This is a genomic window from Streptomyces sp. CB02959 (genome assembly GCF_002803155.1).
Classification (GTDB): Bacteria; Actinomycetota; Actinomycetes; order Streptomycetales; family Streptomycetaceae; genus Streptomyces.
This window is the reverse complement of sequence record NZ_NNBP01000007.1, coordinates 288,293-310,525: the sequence shown is the minus strand read 5'-3', so window position 1 is coordinate 310,525 and position 22,233 is coordinate 288,293. Positions and strand designations below refer to the sequence as shown.

Annotated in this window: 21 protein-coding genes; 13 read left to right on the top strand and 8 right to left on the bottom strand. The window is 69.6% G+C overall.

Features of this window, described 5'->3' with window-relative positions:
• Nucleotides 1-328 precede the first annotated feature (328 nt).
• A complete protein-coding gene (locus CG747_RS14530; protein WP_146022082.1) occupies nucleotides 329-736 on the bottom strand; it encodes a hypothetical protein in 408 nt (135 codons plus the stop codon).
• A gap of 296 nt (nucleotides 737-1,032) precedes the next feature.
• On the opposite strand from CG747_RS14530, the gene CG747_RS14525 reads away from it, so the two are divergent.
• Complete coding sequence (locus CG747_RS14525; protein ID WP_374701775.1) at nucleotides 1,033-2,373, top strand: NAD-dependent succinate-semialdehyde dehydrogenase; 1,341 nt, start codon at nucleotides 1,033-1,035, stop codon at nucleotides 2,371-2,373.
• 238 nt (nucleotides 2,374-2,611) lie between these two features.
• Here the strand turns inward: CG747_RS14525 and CG747_RS14520 are convergent, their stop codons facing one another.
• Entirely contained in the window at nucleotides 2,612-3,691 is a 1,080-nt protein-coding gene (locus tag CG747_RS14520; RefSeq protein ID WP_257980415.1) for an AAA family ATPase, read from the bottom strand.
• 152 nt (nucleotides 3,692-3,843) lie between these two features.
• Between CG747_RS14520 and CG747_RS14515 the strand changes: the two genes are divergently transcribed.
• The 3 genes from CG747_RS14515 to CG747_RS14505 are packed head-to-tail and all read left to right on the top strand — an operon-like array spanning nucleotide 3,844 to nucleotide 6,565.
• Nucleotides 3,844-4,497 carry a transcriptional regulator gene (locus CG747_RS14515; protein ID WP_100602182.1) on the top strand — a complete coding sequence of 218 codons (654 nt, stop codon included), beginning with the start codon at nucleotides 3,844-3,846 and terminating at the stop codon, nucleotides 4,495-4,497.
• On the top strand, nucleotides 4,494-5,627 hold the full coding sequence (locus CG747_RS14510; protein WP_100602119.1) for an aminotransferase class I/II-fold pyridoxal phosphate-dependent enzyme: 1,134 nt from the start codon (nucleotides 4,494-4,496) through the stop codon (nucleotides 5,625-5,627). The genes CG747_RS14515 and CG747_RS14510 overlap by 4 nt, the downstream gene beginning before the upstream one ends.
• A complete protein-coding gene (locus CG747_RS14505) occupies nucleotides 5,624-6,565 on the top strand; it encodes an ornithine cyclodeaminase family protein (protein WP_100602118.1) in 942 nt (313 codons plus the stop codon). The genes CG747_RS14510 and CG747_RS14505 overlap by 4 nt, the downstream gene beginning before the upstream one ends.
• A gap of 278 nt (nucleotides 6,566-6,843) precedes the next feature.
• Here the strand turns inward: CG747_RS14505 and CG747_RS14500 are convergent, their stop codons facing one another.
• Nucleotides 6,844-8,640, bottom strand: coding sequence for an alpha/beta hydrolase (locus CG747_RS14500; protein WP_257980414.1), 1,797 nt, complete (start codon nucleotides 8,638-8,640; stop codon nucleotides 6,844-6,846).
• Between the two features lie 98 nt (nucleotides 8,641-8,738).
• Between CG747_RS14500 and CG747_RS14495 the strand changes: the two genes are divergently transcribed.
• The 7 genes from CG747_RS14495 (at nucleotide 8,739) to CG747_RS14470 (ending at nucleotide 15,547) form a co-directional block, all read left to right on the top strand.
• Complete coding sequence (locus tag CG747_RS14495; RefSeq protein WP_100602180.1) at nucleotides 8,739-9,413, top strand: response regulator transcription factor; 675 nt, start codon at nucleotides 8,739-8,741, stop codon at nucleotides 9,411-9,413.
• A complete protein-coding gene (locus CG747_RS14490) occupies nucleotides 9,410-10,717 on the top strand; it encodes a sensor histidine kinase KdpD (protein ID WP_100602117.1) in 1,308 nt (435 codons plus the stop codon). Before CG747_RS14495 ends, CG747_RS14490 begins: the two co-directional genes overlap by 4 nt.
• A 359-nt stretch (nucleotides 10,718-11,076) precedes the next feature.
• Nucleotides 11,077-12,429, top strand: a complete 1,353-nt coding sequence (locus CG747_RS14485) for a M60 family metallopeptidase (RefSeq protein WP_180985534.1) — start codon at nucleotides 11,077-11,079, stop codon at nucleotides 12,427-12,429.
• A 59-nt stretch (nucleotides 12,430-12,488) separates the two neighbouring features.
• Nucleotides 12,489-12,617 carry a hypothetical protein gene (locus CG747_RS49380; RefSeq protein WP_257980413.1) on the top strand — a complete coding sequence of 43 codons (129 nt, stop codon included), beginning with the start codon at nucleotides 12,489-12,491 and terminating at the stop codon, nucleotides 12,615-12,617.
• A 144-nt stretch (nucleotides 12,618-12,761) separates the two neighbouring features.
• Nucleotides 12,762-12,974 (top strand): ferredoxin, encoded by a 213-nt coding sequence (locus tag CG747_RS14480; RefSeq protein ID WP_100602115.1) that lies wholly within the window; start codon nucleotides 12,762-12,764, stop codon nucleotides 12,972-12,974.
• A complete protein-coding gene (locus CG747_RS14475) occupies nucleotides 12,961-14,331 on the top strand; it encodes an NAD(P)/FAD-dependent oxidoreductase (protein ID WP_100602114.1) in 1,371 nt (456 codons plus the stop codon). The genes CG747_RS14480 and CG747_RS14475 overlap by 14 nt, the downstream gene beginning before the upstream one ends.
• A gap of 31 nt (nucleotides 14,332-14,362) precedes the next feature.
• On the top strand, nucleotides 14,363-15,547 hold the full coding sequence (locus CG747_RS14470) for a cytochrome P450 (RefSeq protein ID WP_100602113.1): 1,185 nt from the start codon (nucleotides 14,363-14,365) through the stop codon (nucleotides 15,545-15,547).
• A 219-nt stretch (nucleotides 15,548-15,766) separates the two neighbouring features.
• Here CG747_RS14470 and CG747_RS14465 read toward each other — a convergent pair whose 3' ends face one another.
• Together CG747_RS14465 and CG747_RS14460 are read right to left on the bottom strand one after the other, a co-directional pair.
• The gene (locus tag CG747_RS14465; protein ID WP_180985533.1) at nucleotides 15,767-17,293 is read right to left on the bottom strand and encodes an alpha/beta hydrolase; all 1,527 of its coding nucleotides are present in this window, start codon (nucleotides 17,291-17,293) and stop codon (nucleotides 15,767-15,769) included.
• A 336-nt stretch (nucleotides 17,294-17,629) separates the two neighbouring features.
• Complete coding sequence (locus CG747_RS14460) at nucleotides 17,630-18,178, bottom strand: cell wall metabolism sensor histidine kinase WalK (RefSeq protein ID WP_100602111.1); 549 nt, start codon at nucleotides 18,176-18,178, stop codon at nucleotides 17,630-17,632.
• Nucleotides 18,179-18,650: 472 nt separating this feature from the next.
• Here CG747_RS14460 and CG747_RS14455 point away from each other — a divergent pair, with 472 nt between their 5' ends.
• Nucleotides 18,651-19,061, top strand: coding sequence for a YncE family protein (locus tag CG747_RS14455; protein WP_100602110.1), 411 nt, complete (start codon nucleotides 18,651-18,653; stop codon nucleotides 19,059-19,061).
• Nucleotides 19,062-19,709: 648 nt separating this feature from the next.
• On the opposite strand, the gene CG747_RS14445 is transcribed toward CG747_RS14455, so the two are convergent.
• From CG747_RS14445 to CG747_RS14435, 3 genes are all read right to left on the bottom strand, one after another.
• A complete protein-coding gene (locus CG747_RS14445) occupies nucleotides 19,710-20,135 on the bottom strand; it encodes a DUF4267 domain-containing protein (protein ID WP_100602109.1) in 426 nt (141 codons plus the stop codon).
• A 377-nt stretch (nucleotides 20,136-20,512) separates the two neighbouring features.
• Nucleotides 20,513-20,863, bottom strand: coding sequence for an antibiotic biosynthesis monooxygenase (locus CG747_RS14440; RefSeq protein WP_100602108.1), 351 nt, complete (start codon nucleotides 20,861-20,863; stop codon nucleotides 20,513-20,515).
• 181 nt (nucleotides 20,864-21,044) lie between these two features.
• Complete coding sequence (locus CG747_RS14435) at nucleotides 21,045-21,491, bottom strand: DUF1772 domain-containing protein (protein WP_100602107.1); 447 nt, start codon at nucleotides 21,489-21,491, stop codon at nucleotides 21,045-21,047.
• Nucleotides 21,492-21,582: 91 nt separating this feature from the next.
• Between CG747_RS14435 and CG747_RS14430 the strand changes: the two genes are divergently transcribed.
• Nucleotides 21,583-22,161: a TetR/AcrR family transcriptional regulator gene (locus tag CG747_RS14430; RefSeq protein WP_100602106.1), complete on the top strand. Its 579-nt coding sequence runs from the start codon at nucleotides 21,583-21,585 to the stop codon at nucleotides 22,159-22,161.
• Nucleotides 22,162-22,233 lie beyond the last annotated feature (72 nt).

Genomic DNA, 22,233 nt, shown 5'->3' with positions numbered 1-22,233 from the left:
GCCGAGCTCGGCCATTCGCCCGAGCACCCAAGCAGTACGGCATTCCCCAGAGCCCTCGTCTGCCGCGCAACGTCCCCGCCCTCTGCTGCACCCCGGCCACCGCACCCGCATCGTCACCGCTGCCCTCCTGCGCCCGTCGAGCACAGCGAGCCGGAGCACAGCAAGACTGCGTAGAACACCACGCACAGGCCCATCCCCGAACGCAGAAACCCCCGCCGGATCCAGCCGACGGGGGGTTCCTCATCTCTCACTTGCTATCACATGCCTATCACCAACAGCGTCGACGCACCTGGACCACAAGGACCCGACCTGCGAAAACGCTCCTGATCTAGACCACGTGGACGCCAGAAGACGCTTCCGACAACCTGCGGATGGTGGTGCCGGGATACCGGTCGTGGAACTCCGGGCAGAAGAGCACATCCTGCACCACCCGCCCACCCAGGGCCCAGCCGAAACGCCACTCGCCCGCTGCTGTACGCCACTGACCGTCGCCAAACCGGTACCGGTTGCTGATGTTCCACGTTCCGACCAGCCGACCGTAGAGCATCATCGCCTCCGCGTGGTCCGGATCTGGACCGGCCGCCGACAACAGCTCCAGCATCGAGTCACGAGGCGACACGGTCATCAGGGCCTGCAACCTCCTGCTCATGGAAAACGGTTGATCGGCCCGAGGATAGCCGTCCCCACTGACAGGGCGAACGTTGCCTGATGCGGCACTACTGTCCTGGATCTCCATGGCCCGATGGCCTGTCACACGGCGCTATCGCGCAGAGTAGTTACCGGACATACACTCGCCCGAGGGACTCGGTTTTCCCCTGGGCCCGATGCCGATGTCCACCTCGGCCCAGGCCTTGGGCGCTTTCCCTCCGTGCAAGTGGCGCCGCCCGATTTGCGGCGCGCGCTGTCACGGAGCTCCCGGGGGTCAAGTCCTGCGACGCGTTGAACCGGGCGGCCACATGGCAGTCATGCCGGATCCCCCGAACCTCCGACCGAACGATGATCAGACGCACGCCCTGGAAGGAAGACAGACACGTGACCCAGTATGCCGTGACCGACCCGAGCACCGGGAAACTGGTGCAGACCTACCCGACCGCGACCGACGCCGAGATCGCCGCCGCGGTCGACGCCGCCGCGGCGGCGTACGACACCTGGGGGCGGATCTCGACCGTCGCAGACCGAACCGCGCTGCTGCGTCGGGTCGCCGAACTGCACCGCGAGCGCAGCGCCGAGCTCGCGGCGGCCATGGTCGAGGAGATGGGCAAGCCGCTGTCGGACGCTGAAGGAGAGGTCGGCTTCTCCGCCGCCATCTACGACTACTACGCCGACAACGCCGCGAAGTTCCTCGCCGACGAGCCGATCCAGCTCGGCGAGGGCCAAGGCACGGCGGTGATCCGGCGGATGCCGGTCGGCGTGCTGCTCGGGATCATGCCGTGGAACTTCCCGGCCTACCAGGTAGCCCGGTTCGCAGCCCCCAACCTCGCGACCGGCAACACGGTTGTGCTCAAGCACGCGCCGCAGTGTCCCCGCTCGGCCGCCCTGCTGCAGCAGATCTTCCTTGATGCGGGCTTTCCTGAGGGCGCCTACGTCAACGTCTATGCCACCAACGACCAGGTCGCGGCGATCATCGCCGACCCGCGCGTCCAGGGCGTCTCCCTCACCGGTTCCGAGCGCGCCGGCGCGGCCGTCGCGGAGATCGCCGGCCGGCACCTGAAGAAGGTCGTCCTCGAGCTCGGCGGCTCCGATCCGTTCGTCGTGCTCGGCTCCGACGACCTCGACGCCACCGTCCAGGCGGCGGTCGCGGCGCGGCTGGACAACACCGGCCAGGCATGCAATGCGGCGAAGCGGATCATCGTCCACCAGGACCTGTACGACGACTTCGTCTCCAGGTTCACCGACGAGATGCTGGCCGCGCGCTCGGCGCCGCTGTCGTCGGTGGCCGCCGCGGAGCGGCTGGAGCAGCAGGTCGCGCGTGCGCTCTCGGAGGGCGCGAGCCTGGCGAGCGCCGGCGAACGCGACGGCGCGCACTACCCGGCCGGCGTACTGACCGGAGTGGAGCGGAGCAGCATGGCGTACCGGGAGGAGCTGTTCGGCCCCGTCGCGATGGTGTTCAAGGTACGCGACGAGGACGAGGCGGTCGAGGTCGCCAACGACACCCCGTACGGCCTGGGCTCCTACGTTTTCAGCAACGATGCCGCGCAGGCCGCGCGTGTCGCCGACCGGCTCGACGCGGGCATGGTCTTCGTCAACGGCGTGGGGGCCGAGGGCGTCGAGCTGCCGTTCGGCGGGGTGAAGCGCTCAGGTTTCGGGCGCGAGCTCGGTCGCTTCGGTATCGAGGAGTTCGTCAACAAGAAGCTGATCCGCACGGTCCGCTGAGGCAGAACAACCGTGCGAAAGTGCGGCGTCCGCCCTGCCCGAGTCCGTCGATGACGGGGAACTCGCACGGAGCGGACGCCGTTTCGTATGCCTTCTGTCTGGCTGGTCGGGGCCGTGCCTCCCATGCGGTTTCCGGAGGCAGCAGGGACATGAAGACCAAAGCCGTGGTCGGAGCTCAAGCAAGGGCGGTCCCGGGCCTGTCGTCCCGGGACCGCTTCGGCGGGTTCGGCCGGCGTGCTTACTCCTCGGGCCCGCCGGTGATTGCGCCCGCGGTCGTCTTGCCGGTGTCGGGCAGTGCGATCGCCCGGCTTGTGTCCCAGGTGGCCAGCACCAGTACCGGGTCCCTGGCGGTCGGAAGCGTGCCTGCCGACCGTGTTCCTCCCGGATCAGGATGGACTTGTCGACCAGACACGCGATCGTGTCGAGAACCGCCGACTGCGGCAACGGCGTCGTCGGTACAGATCGCCTCGACGGCTTCGGCGGTGAACCCACCGGCGAACACCGGCGACCGCGCCCACAGCACCTGCTCGATCGGGGTGCACAGGTCGTAGCTCCAGTCGACCAGCGCCTGCAGCGTCCGATGCCGCTCGGGCAGGTTCCGACTGCCGTCGCGCAGCAGCTGGAACCGGTCGTCGAGCTCGTCGACGATCAGCGCACGCAGGCGGGCCGACGCGAGCTCGATGGCGAGCGGAATACCCTCGAGCCGGTGGCACGGCCGCACCACGGCGGCCTCGTTCTCGGGAGTGATCGTGAAGCCGGGGACGACCGCGGCCGACCGGTCGACGAACAGCGCCACCGACGGGTAGCGACTCGCCGCGCCCGGCTCCAGCAAGTCATTGGGGTCCGGCGCCAACAGGGGCGGGACGGGGTAGATGTGCTCCCCCGCGATGCGCAGTACCTCCCTGCTCGTCGCCAGGACCCGCACCTCGGGCGCCGTACGGAGCACGTGGTCGACCAGCTCCGCGGTCGCCTCGACCAGGTGATCGCAGTTGTCCAGGATCAGCAGCAGGCGTCGTTCCCGCAGGAACTCGTCAAGTACGGCCACCGCGTCCATCGAAGGCTGCTCGCGGATGCCGAGCGCGTCGATCAGCGTCTGCGTCAGCAGGTCCGGATCCCGCAGCGACGCCAGGTCGACGAAATAGACCCCGTCCGGAAACGCCCGGCGTATCTCGCCCGCGACCCTCAGTGCCAGGCGCGTCTTGCCCACGCCGCCGATGCCGGTGAGCGAACTCGCTGGTGAGGCTGGGCAGCGGAAGCGAGGGGCTGCATCGGATTGCTCGGGGGCGGTGTTCTTGCAGGAAAACGATTCCCAGGACACGGGCTCGGCGCCAACCGAGTGAGAACGGGTTCTGCGAACCGATCGACCCTCCGAACCGATCTCCGCGTCCCTTCTCGATCTTCCTCCCGGAAAGGGCCGTTCATGAGACCAGCGCTGGACACTTAGTCCAATATGGACGTATGGTCCAGAGCGTGGAGACTGGCGAAGAGAACACAGATCATCGAGTCCGGATGTGGGCGCCCGTGGGCCAGGCCGTCGCGCTGCTGCTCGGCCCGTATGCCGAGGTGGTGCTGCACGACCCGGACACCGACCGGATCCTGGCGATCTGGAATCCGATGGGTTCCCGCGGCCCGGGGGACCCTTCGCTGCTGGGTGAGCTGGATGCGTTGGACCCGTCGGCGCGGGACGTGTTCGGTCCGTACGAGAAGCTGCTCGCGGACGGTCGGCGGCTGTCGTCGGTCAGCGCCGTCCTGCGCGAGCCGGACGGGAAGGCCGCCGCGGTGCTGTGCGTCAATCTCGACCGCACGCCACTGGAGCAGGCCGCAGCCGTACTGTCCGCCTTCGGCGCCCCGACGACGCCCCGGCCGGAGCCACTGTTCGAGCAGGACTGGAACGAGCGCGTCCAGCACATCGTCGGCGCGTACGTGCGCGAATGCGGCCGCCCCGTCGAGCGGCTGACCCGCGCCGACCGCCTGGCTGTCCTCGCCCGGCTGGACGAGGCCAAGGTCTTTGCCATGCGCCGCGCCACCCCCGTCGTCGCCGCCGCCCTGCGCGTCTCCCGATCCACCCTCTACGGCCTGCTGGCCGAATTCCGAGCACCCAGCACGAAGGACCACACGCCATGACCCGGCTGCCCGACTTCCGCCTGGAAACCTACTTCTCCCGGTGGGAGTTCACCGCGCGGTATCACCTGACCGCCTCCGACGTGCAGACCATGACCCTGGGCGAGTTGCTCGCCCTGGCCGATGACCAGGACCGCGCCGCGTTCGAGAACCTGTCGCTGGGCTACACCGAGACCTACGGCGACCCGGCCCTGCGCGAGACGATCGCCGGGATGTACGAGCGGGCGGACGCGGCCGACGTGATCTGCTTCGCCGGCGCCGAGGAGGCCCTCTACCTGGCGATGAACGTCCTGCTGGGCGCGGGCGACCACGCGGTGGTGGTGACCCCCAGCTACCAGGCGGCCGAGACCGTGCCGCTCGCCCTGTGCGAGGTCACCGGCGTCGCCCTCGACCCCAACCGGGACTGGGCCCTGGACCTCGATGCGGTGAAGGCGGCGATCCGCCCGAACACCCGGGTCGTCTCGGTGAACTTCCCGAACAACCCCACCGGCAAGGTCATCAGCGCAGCCGACTTCACCGAGCTGGCGCGGCTGTGCGACGAGCGCGGCATCCACCTGTTCAGCGACGAGGTCTACCGCGGCCTGGAACGCGATGCGGCCCGCACCCTGCCGCAGGCCGCCGACCTGTCCGAGCGTGCCCTGTCGCTGAACGTCACTTCCAAGTCGCTGGGCCTGCCGGGCCTGCGGATCGGCTGGATCGCCTGCCGCGACCGCAAGTTGCTGTCCCGCCTGGAGCGGGCCAAGCACTACACCACCATCTGCAACTCCGCACCCAGCGAGGTCCTGGCCCGCATCGCGCTCAAGACCCGCGCCACGATCCTGGATCGCAACCGGGCACTCATCGCCCGCAACCTGCCACTCTTCGACGCCTTCTTCGCCGAGCACCCCGACCTCTTCGAGTGGCGGGCCCCGGACGGCGGCTGCGTCGCCTACCCCCGCTACCTCGGCCCGGACGGAGTGGAGGAGTTCTGCACCCGCCTGGTCGAGGAAGCCGGCGTCCTGCTGCTGCCCGCCGGCATCTACCGTTCCGAGCTCACCCCCACCCCCACCGACCGCTTCCGCATCGGCGTCGGTCGCGCCAACCCCGAACAGGGCCTGACCGCCTTCGCCCAGTGGCTGCGAGCAGGCCGATGACCCCACTCGTCCTCGACACCACCGCGATCAAGCGCGCCACCACCCCGGAGCTGGTCCTCACCGCCGTCCGCGACGCGATGATCGCCCACGCCCACGGCCGCACCACCGTGCCGGCACCGCTGCACCTGCAGTTCCCCGACGCCGACGGCGACTGCCACGTCAAGGCCGGCTGGGTCACCGACGCGCCCGACTTCACCGTCAAGATCGCCACCGGCTTCTACCGCAACCCCGCCGCCGGCCTGCCCACCAATCACGGCCTGGTCTGCGTCGTCAGCGCCCGCACCGGCCAGATCCGCGCCATCCTCGACGACCAGGGCCTGCTCACCTCCTGGCGCACCGCCGCCGCCGGCGCCCTGGTCACCCACGCCATGGCCCGGCCCGACGCCGCCACCCTGGCCGTGTTCGGCACCGGAGAACAGGCCCGCCTCCAGGTCCAATGGCTGGCCCGGCTCCGCCGGATCGACACGGTGCTCGTCCACGGCCGCAGCCAGGACAAGTCCAGGTCGCTGTGCGGGGAGTTCAACACCCTCGGGCTGCACGCCCGGCCCGCCTTCGCCGACGAGGCGGCCGCAGCCGACATGGTCATCACCACCACACCGGCCACGGCTCCGGTCCTGCAGGCCGGTGACGTCCGCGCGGGCACGCACGTCACCGGCATCGGCACCGACATGCCCCACAAGAACGAACTGCCGCCGGCACTCTTCGCCCGCGCGACACTGATCGCCACCGACGACCACCAGCAGTGCCTGGACCACGGCGACTTCGGCCACGCCGTGCGCGCCGGGGCCACGACCGACACGAGCGACACGCCCGTGGGCCTCCTGCTCGAAAGGCCCGTCGAGCGGCCGGACGGTGCGATCACGATCGCCGACCTCACCGGAGTCGGTGCACTCGACGCGGCACTCGCCTCTGCCGTCCTGCGCGAGCTGGCCCCGTAGGCGCCCGTGACCGCCGGGCCGGCGAGGCGGCGGACAAGCAGCGCGGCTTCTTCTCCACCCCGCACCGCTGTCCTAGCACCGCCCAGCGGTTCCCCCGGCGGCTGACGACGTTGTCTCGTCCGCCCGCTGGCTGGGGCTCGGCGGCCGACGCGGTCGGGGCGGGGCCGGGCCGGGCCGGGCCGTCGGACGTGAGCAGGACGGACGTCGCAGCGGCGAGCGGCGCGATGGTGCGCACGGACAACCGGAAGTCCCCGTTCGACGTGCGGTGGAACGTCCGGTCAGCAGGTCGCCCCTGGCCGTACCGGCTTGAGGTCGACGAGGTAGCCGTCCACCGCGTCGGTGACGCAGCTATTGCCGCGTCCGTAGGCGGTGTGGCCCAGGCCCTTGTGGGTGAGCAGCATGCCGCCCGGGAGCTGTGCGGCGAGGCTCCGGGCGTTTTCGTACGGGGTCGCAGGGTCACCGGTGGTGCCCACCACCAGGACGGGCGGTAGGTCGTCGGCCTCTACCCGGTGTGGCTTGAGCGGGCCGGATGGCCAGTTCCGGCAGGTGAGTTCGGTGAGTACGTTGGAGGCGCCGTACACGCCCGACTCCCGGTGGGCACGGTCGAGTACGTCCCAGTACGCCTGGGGGTCCTTGGGGTGTGGTGTGTCGATGCAGTTGACGGCGGCCAGGATGTCGCTGCTGTTGTCACGTGGGGAAGTGGCCGCTGGGCTGTGGTCGGCCGGGGCGTCGGAGGCGGCTGCACCACTCGGTGCGTCCGTGGCACCCGAGGTGCCCCCGTCGTCCTGGTGGTCGGCGCCGGGGTTCGCGATCGCGGCCAGTTTGGTGCCGTCGCCCTCGCGGGCCGCGCTCAGGGCCTCGGAGAGGTCCTGCCACTGGGATTCCGGTGTATACATCGATGTGGTGATGGCGGATTGCAGTGTGGTCTGGTCGACCCGGTCGGTGCTGTCCTTGATGGGCAGAGGGGTGCGGGCAGTTTTCGCGAACAGGTCGGCGATGAGCGTGCGGATCCCGTCCGGTGTGTCTGCGGGGCAGGAATCCCCCGCCACCTGGGCGCAGTTGTCGGCGTAGTCGTCGACGGCCTTGCGGAAGGCCCTGCCGCTGCTCAGGGCCTGCTGGGCCCAGTCATGCGAGGGGTCAAGGGCGCCGTCGAGGACCAGTGCGCGCACTCGCTGGGGGAACTGCTCGGCGTAGATGGTCCCCAGGTAGGTGCCGTAGGACCAGCCGAGGTAGGTGAGTTCGTCGTCGCCGAGCGCGGCGCGCAGTACGTCCATGTCGCTGGCGGCGTCGAGGGTGTTTATGTGGGGCAGGATCTCGCCGCTGCGCGCCCGGCACCGTGCTGCGGTGCGGTCGGCGTCCGCGAGCGCGGCCTGACGTTCGGCGTCGGTGCGCGGATACAGGGGTTGCGGCGCGTCGGTGCTGTTCTCGTTCTGCCCGGCCTGATCTGCTGTGTCGGCCTGGTCGGCCGTGTCGTCCCGGGCGGTGCAGTCCAGCGCGGGTTTGCTGCCGGCGACGCCGCGCGGGTCGAATCCGACGATGTCGAAGCGTGCCCTGGCCTGCTTGCCGAAGGAGGCCGCGCCGTCCGACTTCAGTGTAGCCACGCCGGAGCCGCCCGGGCCGCCCGGATTGAAGACCAGCGAGCCGATCCGTCGGTCCGGGTCGGTGGCGACGGACTTGGTCACGGGAAGGGTGAAGGTCTTTCCGTTGTGGGGGTGTGCGTAGTCCATGGGGACGGTCAGCGTGGCGCACTGCAGCTCGCCGCAGCGGGTCCAGGCGAGTTTCTGCTGGTAGAAGGTGCGCAGTGGCGTCTGGTGGGCAGGCTCGGTGGCGGTCTGTGATGCCCGCGTGCTTGACGAGTCCGGGGAGCAGCCGACGAGTTGGGCGGCGCCAAGCACGGTCAGGGCCAACGCGAGGGCACCGTGCCGCCGGGGTATTCGGCGCGGTGCCCGGGCACCTGGGGTATCGGGGGTGCGGCCGACGGACCGCGAGGCGGGGGCGGTCGTGGGGCGGTCCGCCGGTTCGGCCTCGGCCTCCTGCTTGTCCGAGTTCCTGCTGCTCCAGGGAAAACGCTGCACTTTTCCGGTCCGTTTCTCGCTGGCTACCTGGTACGTCGCAGGAGCATCGCGGAGGCAGCATGAGGATTTGATGAGGAAAGCGGATACCCTTGGCCTCCGTGCGCGTACTGGTGATCGAGGACAACGACGACCTGCGGTTCACGGTGGCCGCGGCCCTGCGCGTTGACGGTCTTGCCGTCGACGAGGTGGCGGACCTGCCCGCCGCGGACGAGGCGCTGTTCATCACCGAGTACGACTGCGCCGTCTTCGACCGGATGCTCCCCTCCGGCGATGCCCTCGACTACGTACAGAACCTGCGCCGGACCGGACGCACCGTGCCGGTGCTGTTCCTCACGGCCCGAGACCGCGTCGCCGACCGGGTCGAGGGATTTGCCGCGGGCGGCGACGACTACCTGGTCAAGCCGTTCGCCGCACCCGAGTTGGTCGCCCGGGTGCGCAGCCTGTGCCGCCGGGCCGGGAGCGCCCGACCGCCCATCCACCGCGTCGCGGACCTGGAGATCGACACCGCCCGTCGACAGGTGCGCCGGGACGGCGTGCTGCTCTGGCTGACCAGCAAGGAGTTCGCGCTGTTGGAAGTGCTGGCGACCCGCGCGGACCAGGCGGTGCCCCGCGCCGAACTCATCGAGAAGTGCTGGGACGAGATGGCCGAACCCAGCTCCAACGTCGTCGACGTCCTCGTTTCACAGCTGCGCCGCAAGCTCGGTGACCCACCGCTGCTCCACACCGTCCGCGGCGTCGGCTACCGGCTGGCCCGTGCCGAGATAGGGCGATGAAAGCCGTTCCGGGTCCGGCTCGGCCGACTTCCCGCCGGGCCGCAACCACGCCCGCGGCGCGGCGGGCCCGCAGACTGCGCTGGCGACTGACCGCGCTGTTCGCCCTCACCAGCGCGGTCGGGCTGATCGGCCTCGCGGCCTTCGCACTCCACAGCGACGACGTCGCCACCCGCCACCAGACCGACAACAACCTGAAGTTGCAGGCCACCGAGGCCATGACCGAGCTCGACTACGACGAGGACGGCCACCTCGACGTCCGCGGCCTGCTCGACTTCATGGAGACCGACTGCCCGCCGCTGACCGTGTTCTCCGCGAACGCGGGCGAGCTCAAGGCCGTCCGCACACCGCGCCGGCCCTGCGTCCGGGCCCGGTTGACCGATGTCCGCGCGATAGCCTCCACCGCGGTACGGCGAGGCGACACGACCATGTCGGACGCACACGCCGAGAACGGCCACCCGCTCCGGCTCCTGGCCACACCCTTCACCGGGCCCGACGGCGACACCATGGGCGGCGCGATCGTCACGGCCGCCGACACCGCCGACGACCAGAAGTCCCACCGCGAGCTGACGCTCCTGCTCGCGACCGGCTGCGCGGTGCTGCTCTCGCTGTCCGCCGTCGCGGGCCACCTGATCTCCGGCCGGGCCATCCGCCCCGCCCTCAATGCGCTGCAGCAGCAGGAAGCCTTCCTCGCCGACGCCGCCCACGACCTGCGCACCCCCGCCGCCTCACTGCGCCTGCTCGCCGAAACCGCCATGGGCGACAGCACCTCACGCACCGACGCGCTGGAACGCACCGTGCGTCTGGCCACCCGCATGGGCGACCTCATCGACGGCCTGCTCACCCGCGCCCGCCTCACCGCCGGCGTCGCCACCCTCGCCCGCGAACCACTGCGCCTCGACCAACTCGTCGAAGCCGTCGTCGACGAAACCCCCACCGACGGACACCGGATCACCGTCGACGCCGAGCCGGTCGTCGTCAACGCCGACCCGGACCTGCTGCGCCGAGCCGTCACCAACCTGTTCACCAACGCGCTGACGCACGGGCACGCGGCGGGCCGACCTGCCGAGATCGAACTCAGTGTCACCCCCGACGGCGTCCTCACCATCGACGACGCGGGCCCCGGAGTATCGCCCGACCTGGCCCACTCGCTCTTCGACCGCTTCCACAGCGGCTCCGGCTCCACCGGCCTCGGCCTGTCCATCGCCTCCTGGGTCGCCCAAGCCCACGGCGGCACGCTCATCGCGACCGGCAGCCCCCTCGGCGGCGCCCGCTTCACCCTCCGGCTGCCCACGCACGACAGGTAGAGCCTCCCCCGCGGCTGTCGTCGCCCGCTGTCGACATGACCTCGCAGGCACTCGCACAAGCCGGACGGGGCATGGGACACGCTGGCCATGGTGTCGTCGAAGTGCAGCGTCGTTCCAACGCTGCCCCACGCCTTCGACCTGAGGACGAGGCTCCTCATCAAATCCTCAGGTCGGGCCGACGAGACTGTTCGAGTTGGCGATGGCCCTCCCCGTTCCCCGCTCGGGAGCGCCTCGTCGACCGACCGTACGACGGTTCGCGAGGGCCGGCCGAAGAGGCGCTTCGGAACCGCTCCCATCGGCGGCCGAGCCAGGTGTGGCGCGCACGCCCCACATTGCCGAAACCAGGAGAACGCTCACCCGTGATCACACGTACTACCAGCCTCCGTACCGTTGGCGTGTTCCCCGCCGTCGGCCTGCTGGCTGCCGGACTACTGGCCTCGGGGTGCAGTGCCGAGCGGATTCCTCAGCAGGTACCGTCGCCGTCCCAGTCGTCAGCGCGCGTGATCACGCTGGCGGCTACGCCCTCGTCGGCAGCCGAGCAGAAGAGGCTGGCCACTGAGTTCCATCCGGACGACGCCCAGCCGACCGGGCTGTACCTGCCACCGCACACGCTCCTCACCGTCACATCCGACCGCCCCGGCAACGCGCCGATCCCCGAGCTGCTGGTGGGAACGTACGGGCTGGACGGCACCGACAGCGGCACCGAGGCGGAACCTCGTACCCACAAGCTGCAGGACGCCACCACGGAGGTGACCGACGGGACCGGCGGGATGCTGTACGTCCGGTACACGAAGGACGGCGGGGACCCCGCGCCCGAGATCACGCTGCACTTCGGCGCTTCGGCACACTCCGTGCCGTACCACGTCCTGGGCAGGACCCCCGCCGCGCAGTGGAAGTCGCAGCTCGACCAGGCGGCGAAGGACGTGCCGGTGGCCCAGCTCGTCGCCGACCATGTCGTGCTCACCGTCCACCTGGACTCGGCCCGCCGCAACCGAACCCAGAACCCCGACGACCTGCTACGCAGGTACGAGCACATCCTCGCAACGGAGGACGCGATCAGCGGACTGGACGGCAGGGACCCGCGCGACCGACGAAGCCCTCTGCGGTACTTCGTCTCCGAAGGCAAGGCGGGCATCAATCCCAACGCGTACTACGACCGGGTCTGCTACCCGTCCGACCTCATCGACGAGGCACTGAACGTCGATGCCCTGAACGAGAGTTGGGGTATGTGGCACGAACTCGGGCACATGCACCAGCAGTCGTCATGGATGTGGGACGCCGTGACCGAGGTGACCGTCAACGTCTACAGCCTCGCCGTGCAGCGCGACGCCGGACAGCCGACCCGGCTCGGCAAGGACGGCACACCCGATGCGGTCCGCACGTACCTCGACGGGTCGGCCACCAGGCCGGCGTACGACGCGAAGGACGGAGACCCGTTCGTCCGGCTGGCCATGTTCGAGCAGCTGCGACTCGCGTTCGGCGACGGCTTCTACCCCGAACTGCACAAGCTGACCCGGCGGGCGGAGACTGCCACCGACCCCGAGCAGTACCTCGTCCTCAACGCCTCACGCGTGTCCGGACACGACCTGATCAGCTTCTTCAGCGCCTGGGGAGTGCCGGTCACCGCCCAGACCCGGGCCGAGGTAGCCGCGCTCGGCCTCCACGCACCGGACGAGGACCCGTCCGCTCTCGACGTCGGAAAGACCTCATAGTTCCGGCGGCCGGTCGGCTTCGGCGTCAGTATCCTGACCACCTGAGTGGATCGGCACCGGTGTCAGACGACGCCCGCTCGTCCTTCGACAAGATGCTCACCTGCGCCGGCCAACTCGGCTTGCATGCAGAGGAGACCGGCCACACCACACGGCAACTGGGCATGCGTCCCGGGCGTTCACGCATCTGAGCCTCATCAGCGCCGGCTTCAGCCTCGGCCGCACCCCGGACCAGCAGCTGACCGGAATTGCCCCGCGAGCGGTCACCGTGCGAGCCCGCGATGCCCGACTCATGCTGGAAGCGAGGGGGCGCGGCGACAGAGGGAGTGGTGGGGATGCGAATCGTTGTGGATCTCACGCGCTGCCAGGGCTATGCACAATGCGTGTTCCTTGCACCCAAGATCTTCCAGCTGCACGGCGAGGAAGGATTGCTGTACTCCACGGCTGTCCCCGACGACCAGGCCGAGCGCGTGCGCCAGGCTGCGGCGGCCTGCCCGGTCCAGGCCATCCTCGTCGGCGAGGAGGTGCACCCCGATGGCCGGCGGTGATGTTCGGGACGGCCCCATCGTCATCGTAGGTGCGTCGCTGGCCGGGCTGAGGGCCGCGGAGACGCTGCGTGAGGAGGGCTTCACCGGCTCCCTCACGGTGGTCGGGGACGAGCCCCATCCGCCCTACGACCGGCCGCCGCTCTCGAAGCAGGTGCTGCTCGGCCAGGCGACGCCGGACACCACCGAGCTGCCGATGCGCCGGGACCCGGACGCCGAGTGGCGACTGGGAGTGGCCGCCACCGGTCTGGACCCTTTGGAGAAGCGGGTACTGCTGGCCGACGGGAAGGCGCTGCCGTACGACCGGCTGCTGATCGCCACCGGGACCCGGGCGCGGCCCTGGCCCGACCCGGCAGAGGGCGCACTGGACGGGGTGTTCACCCTGCGCACACGTGAGGACGCCGCAGAACTGGCCGAGCGGCTGGCCGCCGGGCCGAGGCGGGTGCTGGTGATCGGCGCCGGCTTCACCGGCTCGGAGATCGCCTCGGCCTGCCGCGAACGCGGACTGGACGTCACGGTCGCCGAACGCGGCCCCGCCCCCCTCGTAGGCGCACTCGGTGGCACCCTGTCGAAACTCGCGGCCGTCATGCAGCGCAACCACGGCGTGGACCTGCGCACCGGCGTGACGGTCACCGCCCTGCGCGGGAACGGCAGCTTCACCGGCGCGGACCTGTCCGACGGCACGCGTGTCGACGCGGATGTGTGCGTCGTGGCACTGGGGGCGATCCGCAACGTCGAGTGGTTGGCCGACTCCGGACTGGCGGCGGGTCCGCGCGGGATCGCCTGCGACGCCGGATGCCGCGCCTTCAACATGTACGGCATCGTCACCGACGACGTCTTCGTGGCCGGCGACGTCTCCCGCTTCCCCCACCCGCTCTTCGGCTACCAGATGCTCTCCCTGGAGCACTGGGGCAATGCGGTCGAGCAAGCCGAGGTGGCGGCCCACAACATGATCAACCCGGGGCCGATGCAGCGTCCGCACCTGACCATCCCGACCTTCTGGTCGACCCAGTTCGGGCTCAACATCAAGTCCGTGGGCGTGCCTACCTATTCCGACTACGTGGTCATCGCCCAAGGCTCCCTGGAGGCGCGCCGTCTGGCGATGGTCTACGGCTACCAAGGACGGGTCACGGCCGCGGTCACCGTCGACATGGCCAAGTCACTCGACTACTACCGGCACCTGATCGAGACGGCCGCTCCGTTCCCACCCCCGCCCGGTGCGGCGGATCGTGCGATCGCGGCCGATGTCCCGATCCCGTCCGACGTACCGGATCCGAAGGGGCTGTCCCACGGCCCCACCGTGGCGCTCACCGGATACCTGCCCGACCGCCGGCTGACCGTGGTGCAGCCCAAGCGCTGACCCACGTCCCGTCCAACGACGAGGAGCCACCATGGACGCCGAGACCCTGCTGGCACGGATCACCGATTACGCCAGCCGCCCCAACCCCTACCCGCTGTACACGGAACTCCGCGCGGCCGGCCCCGTGGTACGGCAGGCAGACGACAGCTACCTGATCGGCACCTATCACGAGGTCGCCGCACTGCTCCACGACCCACGGATGAGCGTCGACCCCCGCACCCGTGGCGACGTGGCCCACAATCCCCCGTTCCTCCGGCTCGACGACCCGGAACACCACAGGCTGCGCACCCTGGCCATGCGGCCCTTCGGACCGCCGCACAGCCCTGACCGGGTCGACGCCATGCGCGGCGAGATCGACCAGATCATCAAGGAACTGCTGGCATCCTTCGAGACCGGTCGCCAGATCGACATCGTCGACGATTTCGCCTACCCGCTCCCCGTCACGGTGATCTGCCGCCTGCTCGGCGTCCCCCGCGAGGGCGAGCCGTTGTTCGCGGCCTGGTCCGACGCTCTGATCACGGCCGCCGACGTCCGGCCTGATCAGGACACCACCGAGGTTGACGAAGCCGGCAACCAGGCACGGATCGAGATGGGCGGATACCTGGTCGACCTCGCCGAACAGCGTCGTGGCCGGCCGACCGACGACATGCTCTCCGCCTTCGTCAACGAGGCGGACCCGGCCCTGCGGCTCACCCAGGAGGAACTCGCGACAACCGCCGTACTGCTCTTTATCGCGGGCCACGAGACCACCGTCAACCTGATCACCAACGGGGTGCTCACCCTGCTGCGCCAGCCCGAGCACCTGGACCAGCTGCGCAGCGACCCCGACCTGCTGCCGCGAGCGGTGGAGGAACTCCTGCGCTACGAACCCCCCCTCCAGATGCGCGAGCGCTTCCCCCACGCCGACATCGACGTCGCAGGCACCACGATCCCCGAAGGTGCATCCGTCGTCCTTGCGCTGGCCTCGGGCAACCGCGACCCCATGCGCTTCCACGAACCCGACCGCTTCGACCCCACTCGCACGGACAACCAGCACCTCGGCTTCGGCAGCGGTATTCACCTGTGCTACGGCGGCCCCCTGGCCCGGCTGGAGGCCCAGGCCGCGCTCGGTGCGCTGATCCCCCACCTGGGCACGGCGCGCTTGGTCGAGGACCCGCCTCCCTACCGGCAGAGCGCCATGCTTCGCGGTCCCCGCCATCTGCCCATCCAGCTGTGAATTGGCAAGGACCGGGCCCAAGATGTGATCGAGCACGAGGCGGTCGAGCGGTGGTCGTCACGGTGCGCCGATGGGCGCAACCAGGCGGGTTGACCGTGCAGCGGCAGACAACTCGCCGGCGTCAGCGCCAAGCCGAGTGGGACTCTGTTCGCGGTGCTGGAACGGGGGGCCGGTCGCACCCCTCGATGACCAGGCGACCGAGGTGCCGGCCCCCACGGGTCAGCTCGGGCAGTTGGCGACCTTGTCGGGGAGCTTTCCCTCGACCAGATACGTGTCGACGGCACGGTCGGTGCACGTGGACGGTTTCTCCGAGGCGTATGCCCCGTGCCCCCGGCCCTTGCGTATGAGCAGCGAACTGTTGTCCAACTGCCGGTGCACCGCCTGCGCGTTCGTGAGCGGAGTTCGCGGATCGTCGGTGTACGAGACCAGCAGCACCGGTGCGGCCCCGGATCCCTTGATCGGCCCGACCACACCGGTGGGGGCGAGCGGCCACGTCGCGCAGTCGATCATCTGCCAGGCAAAGGAGCGGCCGAAGAGCGGCGATTTTTCGGCGAACGCGTCGGCGGTGCGGAGCATCTCCTTCGGGGTCTTCGGCGCCGACGGGGAGTCCAGGCACAGCACCGCCGGCATGCTCAAAGCCGTGTTCTTCGCGGCCTGTTCCTCCTGGGGTGTCGGCCTCTCGCCGCCAGTACCGGATGCAAAATGCTCGAAGGCGCTCACGTCCCCGTCCAGGGCGGCCACCAGCGCGTTGGTCAGTCGCTTCCAGCCCTCTTCGTCATTCAGGACCGTTCTCAGATACCTGGACAAGGTGGCGTCGGTGAATTCCCTACCGTCGACCGCTCGCAGCGGCTTTCGCTCCAGCTCCTTGGCGAACTGGGTGAGCCTCCGCACGACCTCCCCGGCCGTGTCTCCCAGCCGGTCATCGCCGCGTGCGACGAGGTTTCGGGCGTATCGACGCAACGCGTCTTCGGAAGTCTTGACGTCGATCAGGGTGACCTGCTGCATATCGGCGGCAGGATTGACCACGCCGTCCAGCACCATCCGGCCCACCTTCTCGGGAAACAGCTTCATGTACTGCTGGCCGAGGAAGGTGCCGTAGGAAACGCCGGTGTAGTTCAACTTGGCGTCGCCGAGGACCGTACGCAGCACGTCCAGGTCGCGCGCAACGCTCACGCTGTCCATGTGCGCGAAAACGGCGCCGCTCGCCCGTTGGCAAGCTCGGGCCTGCTGGGTCGCGTCGGCGAATGTCTTCTCGGCATCCGCTTCGGTACGCGGCGAATTCTCGGGCTCTCCCGGCGCACCGTCGGGGCACCTGACCTGCCCGGAACCGGCTATGCCTCGCGGATCGAAGCCGACCAGGTCGTAGCGGGCCCGAGCCTTTTCACCGGCATGCCAGCTTCCATCGGCCACGAAGCCCGCACCGCCCTCGCCGGGGCCACCGGGGTTGAAGATCAGCGACCCCAGCCGACGGCTGGGGTCTTTGGCCCGCACCCGCGACACCCGCAGTTTGATGGTCTTCCCGTCCGGGTCTGCGTAGTCGACCGGCACCTTCACCCAGCCGCACTCCGCACCGGGCACGGCCTTCGGGGTGACGTCCACGCCACAGGACGTCCACCGAACCTTCTGCTCCGCGAAGTGCGCGGGCAGCGCCGGGACGGAAGTGTTCCTGCCCTCGGCGTCGTCGGGCTGGGACGCTGCGGCGCCACCGACACCGCACACTGTCACCGCAAAGGTGGTGACGGCCAATGCACCGGCTGTCAAGGATTTGGACTGGCGGGGAATGAAAATCACCCTTCTCGCTCTCTCGCTGCACCTCGGGGAAGCATGCTCACAGTCGCGGCAATTGCGCTGTTTCCTCCGTCACAGTCGGATATGAGACCTACGCAGCGTCGACGGGCGAACACGCGGCGCCATCGTCTGGGAGGTGACGCAGTCGGCGAAGAGCCAGACCGCTCCGCGCCGTGACCGACTGTGGTCACGGACCGGCATGACGTGGGCGAGCAGCAACACGAGGCGACGAGCAGGCCCGCCCCCTGGCTTGGCACACCCCGTCGGGGCAATGTCGTGTGAGTGCGGTCCTGGTCAGTGTGCGGCGGGCAGGGTGATGGTGAAGGTGCTGCCGTGGCCGGGTGTGGTGTGGACGGTGATGGTGCCGCCGTGGGCTTGTGTGATGGCTTTGACGATGCTGAGGCCGAGGCCGGTGCCGCCGCTGGTGGGGGTGCGGGCTTCGTCGGCGCGGTAGAAGCGTTCGAAGATGCGGCTGGCGGTGTCGGGGGTCATGCCGGGGCCTTGGTCGTTGACGGTCAGTTCGGCTGTGTTGCCGGGTAGTGGGCGGGCCGTCACGGAGACCGGTGTTCCCGGTGGGGTGTGGTGCAGCGCGTTGTTGAGCAGGTTGCTCAGGACTTGGCGCAGGCGGTCTTCGTCGCCGAGTGCGAACACCTGGTCCTGCACGTGCACGGTGATCGGCCGGTGGGGGTCGAGGAGGCGGGCGGCGGTGGCGGCGTCTTCGGCGAGGTGGCCGAGGTCGACGGGTTCGGTGGCCAGCGGGCGGCCTTGGTCGAGGCGGGCGAGGAGGAACAGGTCCTCGACCATGGTGTGCATCCGGGCGGCTTCGCCCTCGATGCGCTGCATGGCGCGTCGGAGGAGTTCGGGGTCGTGAGTCAGGCCATGGAGGTGGAGCGATCGTGGTGGACGCCGCCAGGGCTGCGGCCGGAGCACCGGGGGCCGTACTGGGTACGCTCACTGGCACGACCGGGACCAGCGCCATCGAGGTGACCGTCTCCCCCGATGACCGCTATGCCTTCGTCAGCCAAGAGTACGGAGATGCCGACACCGGCCACCGCGGCGACATCGAGGTCTTCGACCTACGCCAGGCACTTCGCAGTGGATTCGACACCAGCGACGTCATCGGCAGTCTGACACTGGGCCAAGCCGTGGTCGGCAGTGCCCTCTCCCCCAACGGACGCTGGCTCTACGCGACCAGTGAGATCGCCCCGGGCCGGATCCGGACAGCGGGAGCCAAGCACGGTGAGCTCAGCGTCATCGACCTCGCCACCTTGGAATCCACTCCGGCAAAGGCCCTACGCGGCAGCGTTCCGGCCGGATGCGACCCGGTGCGGGTAGCCCCCCACCGGACGGGAAGACGGTATGGGTCACCGCGCGAGCGAGCAACGCCCTGCTCGCCTTCGGCGCCGCAGAACTCACCACCGACCCCCGGCCCGCCCCGCTGACCACCGTCCAGGTCGGCACCGCCCCGGTCGGCCTGATCTTCGTACGAGGCGGCAGCCGCATCATCACCGCCGACTCCAACCGATTCCACACCCCAGGCGCCACCACCGGACTGACCGTGGTGGACACCCGCACCGCCCTCGCCGGCAAACCGGCCGACCTAGGACGCATCCAAACCGGCGCCTTCCCCCGAGAGTTCACCCTCAGCCCCGACGGAAAGACCCTGCTCGTCTCGGACCACGACTCACACCAGATCCAAGCGATCGACACTGCCACGCTGCCATGAGGAGGACGGTGCAGGGAGGCGCATAACGCGCCGTCGGCAGCCGGGTTCCGGTTCGGTGAGGGTGCCGCGACCGACCAGGCGCTTGAGTGACGGAACGGGACTTGGCGCGCGGGACCGATCACGTTCAGGAACCCGGAGACCGGTGTCTCCTTGATGACAGGCGCTGGGAGGACAGCGGCAAGGCGCCCGAAGTGCGGCTCCTCAATGAGAACCGTCCAACTCGGAGAACCACGCACGCAGGCCGAAGCCAACGCAGCCACCACGCCCCCCCCGCATGGACACCCCACGCATGGACGGAGTCACCAAGATTCGGGTCGGCGCTGACGAGGACAGTCTTGAGTTGGTTGATCGCCTGGGTACGGGCCTTGGCTGCCGAGCTCTTGGCGAGCTTGAACATCCGGGCGATCTGCACCGGCCCATCGCCCGAGTTGGCCTGGGCGCGGGCCCTGCCGCTGGGCACCGCCCGGGCCGCGTTCTGCGCATCGACCGGGTCCGGCTTACCGCGGTGGCGACGATCAGTCCGCTCGGGCCGGTTCACGTCGAACACCTCCATCCCCTGGGCCAGGAGGTAGCGGGCCAAGGCCGCCCCGAAGGAGCCCATCTCCTCCACCCCGGCCCGCCGCACGATGCCCCTGCGCCAAGGCGGCGTTAGGCCGGCTGCGGAGCGGGCGTTGCCGGAGCGGCCGCGACCTTGCGGGTCTCGCGCATTATCAGCAGGCCATTGACCACCATCAGTGTCGCGGTCAGGCCGTGGACGCCGAGCGCGGTGGCCACGGAGCCGCGGTGGGCCAGTACGGTGGCCATGTCGCCGTACGCGGCGAGGGCCTCCACCAGCAGCACCCAGCCCAGCGCCCGGCGGTGGCCCGTCACCAGCAGGATGCCCAGGACCAGGGCCAAGACGACGTCGCGGATTCCCTTGATGACCAGGAAGCCGCCGCCGTCGCCGGACGGCCAGCTCGGCAGGCCGAAGCCCAGCGCCGTCGTCTCCGGGCTCAGGATGAACTCCAACCCGAACCAGACGATGAAGAGAATGAAGGCGGCGGCCAGGACGGTGTTGATCTTCTTCAGCGACATTGTTCTTCTCCTTGAGAGTCTTCGTCAGCTTGGTGAGCTTCGTGGAGCTTGCTGAGTCGTATAGGGCCTGATCAGGCCGCGCGAACGCGGCTGATCGGGGGGCGGGATTTCGGTGGCCAGCTGCCCCCGGGGAGTGGGGATTGTGCGCCACCGGCGCGGGGGCAGCCCGCGGGGTCAGAAATCCGAAGCCCTGTCGGGCTCACCCCGACGGGGCGAAAGCTGTCGACATACAGGGGTGAACCAGTGCATGTCGGGGCGGCTTTGATATCAGGCGAGGGGCGACCGGCTGGACGAAGGCGGCATGGTGCGTGGATGTGTGACTGCCCGGCGGAGGGCAGGGCTTCTCCGGCTGCCCTCCCCCGGCTACAGCTGCCGTGTCATACGTCGATCTGCTCGAAGATGTGCGGGTACGACACGACGTCGTCGGGGGACTCGGCCACCATGCGCTGGAACTCCGGGCTGCCGAACGCCGTGGCGAGCGCCTCGGTCGACTCCCAGACCGCGACGTTCATAAGAAGCTGACTGTCCGCCGTTCCCTTGTGCATCTGCAGGGAGACGAATCCCGGCTGAGCCTTCATGAACTCGGCCTGCCTCCGAAAGAGGGCCAGGAACGATTCGGTCCTCTCCTTCGGGACGATGAACGTGTTGGCCAGGACGATGGGCCCGGTCTTCTCCTTGAACTGCGCGAACATCGGCGTATTCGGGTCCAGGTTCTGCAGCTTGGCCATCTTCGGTACCTCCTCTCACTGTCGGTCAGTGGGCGTCGCTGGCGCCCGCATCCTGGGGATACCAGCGGAGTTCGAGGGTGTTGGCGTCCGGGTCCTGGAGGTAGATGGAGGTGGCGGTGCCGCACTTCGGGCGCACGGCCGAGTGGTTGCAGCTGACGACCGGGTGGGTGAGCCCGCGGGCTCAGGTGAGAGCGGCGACCAGAACGGCGAAGGCGGCGATGAGGACGGCGACGCGGACGTAGTGGAAGCGGTCCCAGCGGTTCATCTGCTCCTTCCAGTCCTCGGGCCGGTTCTCGGGGGTCCAGGTCTTGCCCCGGTTGTTGATCGGGACGAGCAGCAGGATCGACATGATCACGCTGAGGATCAGCAGTGCGCCGGCGGTGACGACGAGGCCGGTGCCGTGCTGGTGCCATCCGGCGATGGCCCAGACCGCGACGAGGACGAGCGAGCCGATGTACCAGACCGGCATCACGGCGCCGAGCATCCGGCCCCCGTGGGCGCGGCCGAGTTGACCACTGTCCTCCGGGAGTGCGTCGAGGATCCGGTTGATGACGAAGGCGACGGAGAACTCCACCCCCACCATCACGCCGACGACCACGGTGGTGAACACCTCAAGTGCGTTGAGCATGACGACCCTTCCTCGAATCTAGTGTTGCTAGCTGTTGAGGCAACGCTAGTACTGCTGCCGCTTGATTGTCTAGCGGTGCTAGGATCGAATCATGTCGGTACAGGAACGCAAGCAGCGCGAACGGGCGGAGCGCGAACGCCTCATCGTGGCGACGGCCCGCGAACTCGCCGAGCAGCAGGGCTGGGACGCGGTCACCACCCGCCGCCTCGCCGAGCGCATCGAATACAGCCAGCCCGTCCTCTACAGCCACTTCCGCGGCAAGCGCGAGATCATCGGCGCCGTCGCCCTCGAAGGCGCCACCGAGATGGCCGCGGCGGTGCGGGCCGCGACCTCCGCCGCGAACGGTCCGCGCGAGCGGGTTGCCGCCCTCGCCCACGCCTACCTCGACTTCGCCGCACGCAACCCGGCCGTCTACGACGCGATGTTCCAGCTCGACGGCGGCCTGGCGTTCGCGCAGGAGGACACCCCGGAGCCGCTGAAGGACGCCTTCGCCGCCCTGCTGGAAAGCCTCGGCGAGGTCGCCGGAGACGGCGTCCACCCGGGACTGTTCACCGAGACGTTCTGGGCAGCCCTGCACGGCCTGGCCACCCTGACCCGAGCGGGACGACTCCCGCCGGAGGACGCCGAGCCCAGGGTGGAGCTGCTGGTGAACCGGCTCGCCATCATCTGACGCACCGTCCCGACGGGCACGCAGCCGGGGCCCTCGGGCCCCGCCGCTGCCCGCCTGCGGCATCGCCTCCGG

Bases quoted from the DNA above. Each gene is read 5' to 3' on its own strand.
- CG747_RS14460 (WP_100602111.1), bottom strand. From the start codon at position 18,178: ATGCAGCGCATCGAGGGCGAAGCCGCCCGGATGCACACCATGGTCGAG.
- CG747_RS14490 (WP_100602117.1), top strand. From the start codon at position 9,410: ATGAAAGCCGTTCCGGGTCCGGCTCGGCCGACTTCCCGCCGGGCCGCA.
- CG747_RS14530 (WP_146022082.1), bottom strand. From the start codon at position 736: ATGGAGATCCAGGACAGTAGTGCCGCATCAGGCAACGTTCGCCCTGTC.
- CG747_RS14435 (WP_100602107.1), bottom strand. From the start codon at position 21,491: ATGCTCAACGCACTTGAGGTGTTCACCACCGTGGTCGTCGGCGTGATG.
- CG747_RS14440 (WP_100602108.1), bottom strand. From the start codon at position 20,863: ATGGCCAAGCTGCAGAACCTGGACCCGAATACGCCGATGTTCGCGCAG.
- CG747_RS14475 (WP_100602114.1), top strand. From the start codon at position 12,961: ATGGCCGGCGGTGATGTTCGGGACGGCCCCATCGTCATCGTAGGTGCG.
- CG747_RS14470 (WP_100602113.1), top strand. From the start codon at position 14,363: ATGGACGCCGAGACCCTGCTGGCACGGATCACCGATTACGCCAGCCGC.
- CG747_RS14445 (WP_100602109.1), bottom strand. From the start codon at position 20,135: ATGTCGCTGAAGAAGATCAACACCGTCCTGGCCGCCGCCTTCATTCTC.
- CG747_RS14455 (WP_100602110.1), top strand. From the start codon at position 18,651: ATGCGACCCGGTGCGGGTAGCCCCCCACCGGACGGGAAGACGGTATGG.
- CG747_RS14430 (WP_100602106.1), top strand. From the start codon at position 21,583: ATGTCGGTACAGGAACGCAAGCAGCGCGAACGGGCGGAGCGCGAACGC.
- CG747_RS14505 (WP_100602118.1), top strand. From the start codon at position 5,624: ATGACCCCACTCGTCCTCGACACCACCGCGATCAAGCGCGCCACCACC.
- CG747_RS14480 (WP_100602115.1), top strand. From the start codon at position 12,762: ATGCGAATCGTTGTGGATCTCACGCGCTGCCAGGGCTATGCACAATGC.
- CG747_RS14510 (WP_100602119.1), top strand. From the start codon at position 4,494: ATGACCCGGCTGCCCGACTTCCGCCTGGAAACCTACTTCTCCCGGTGG.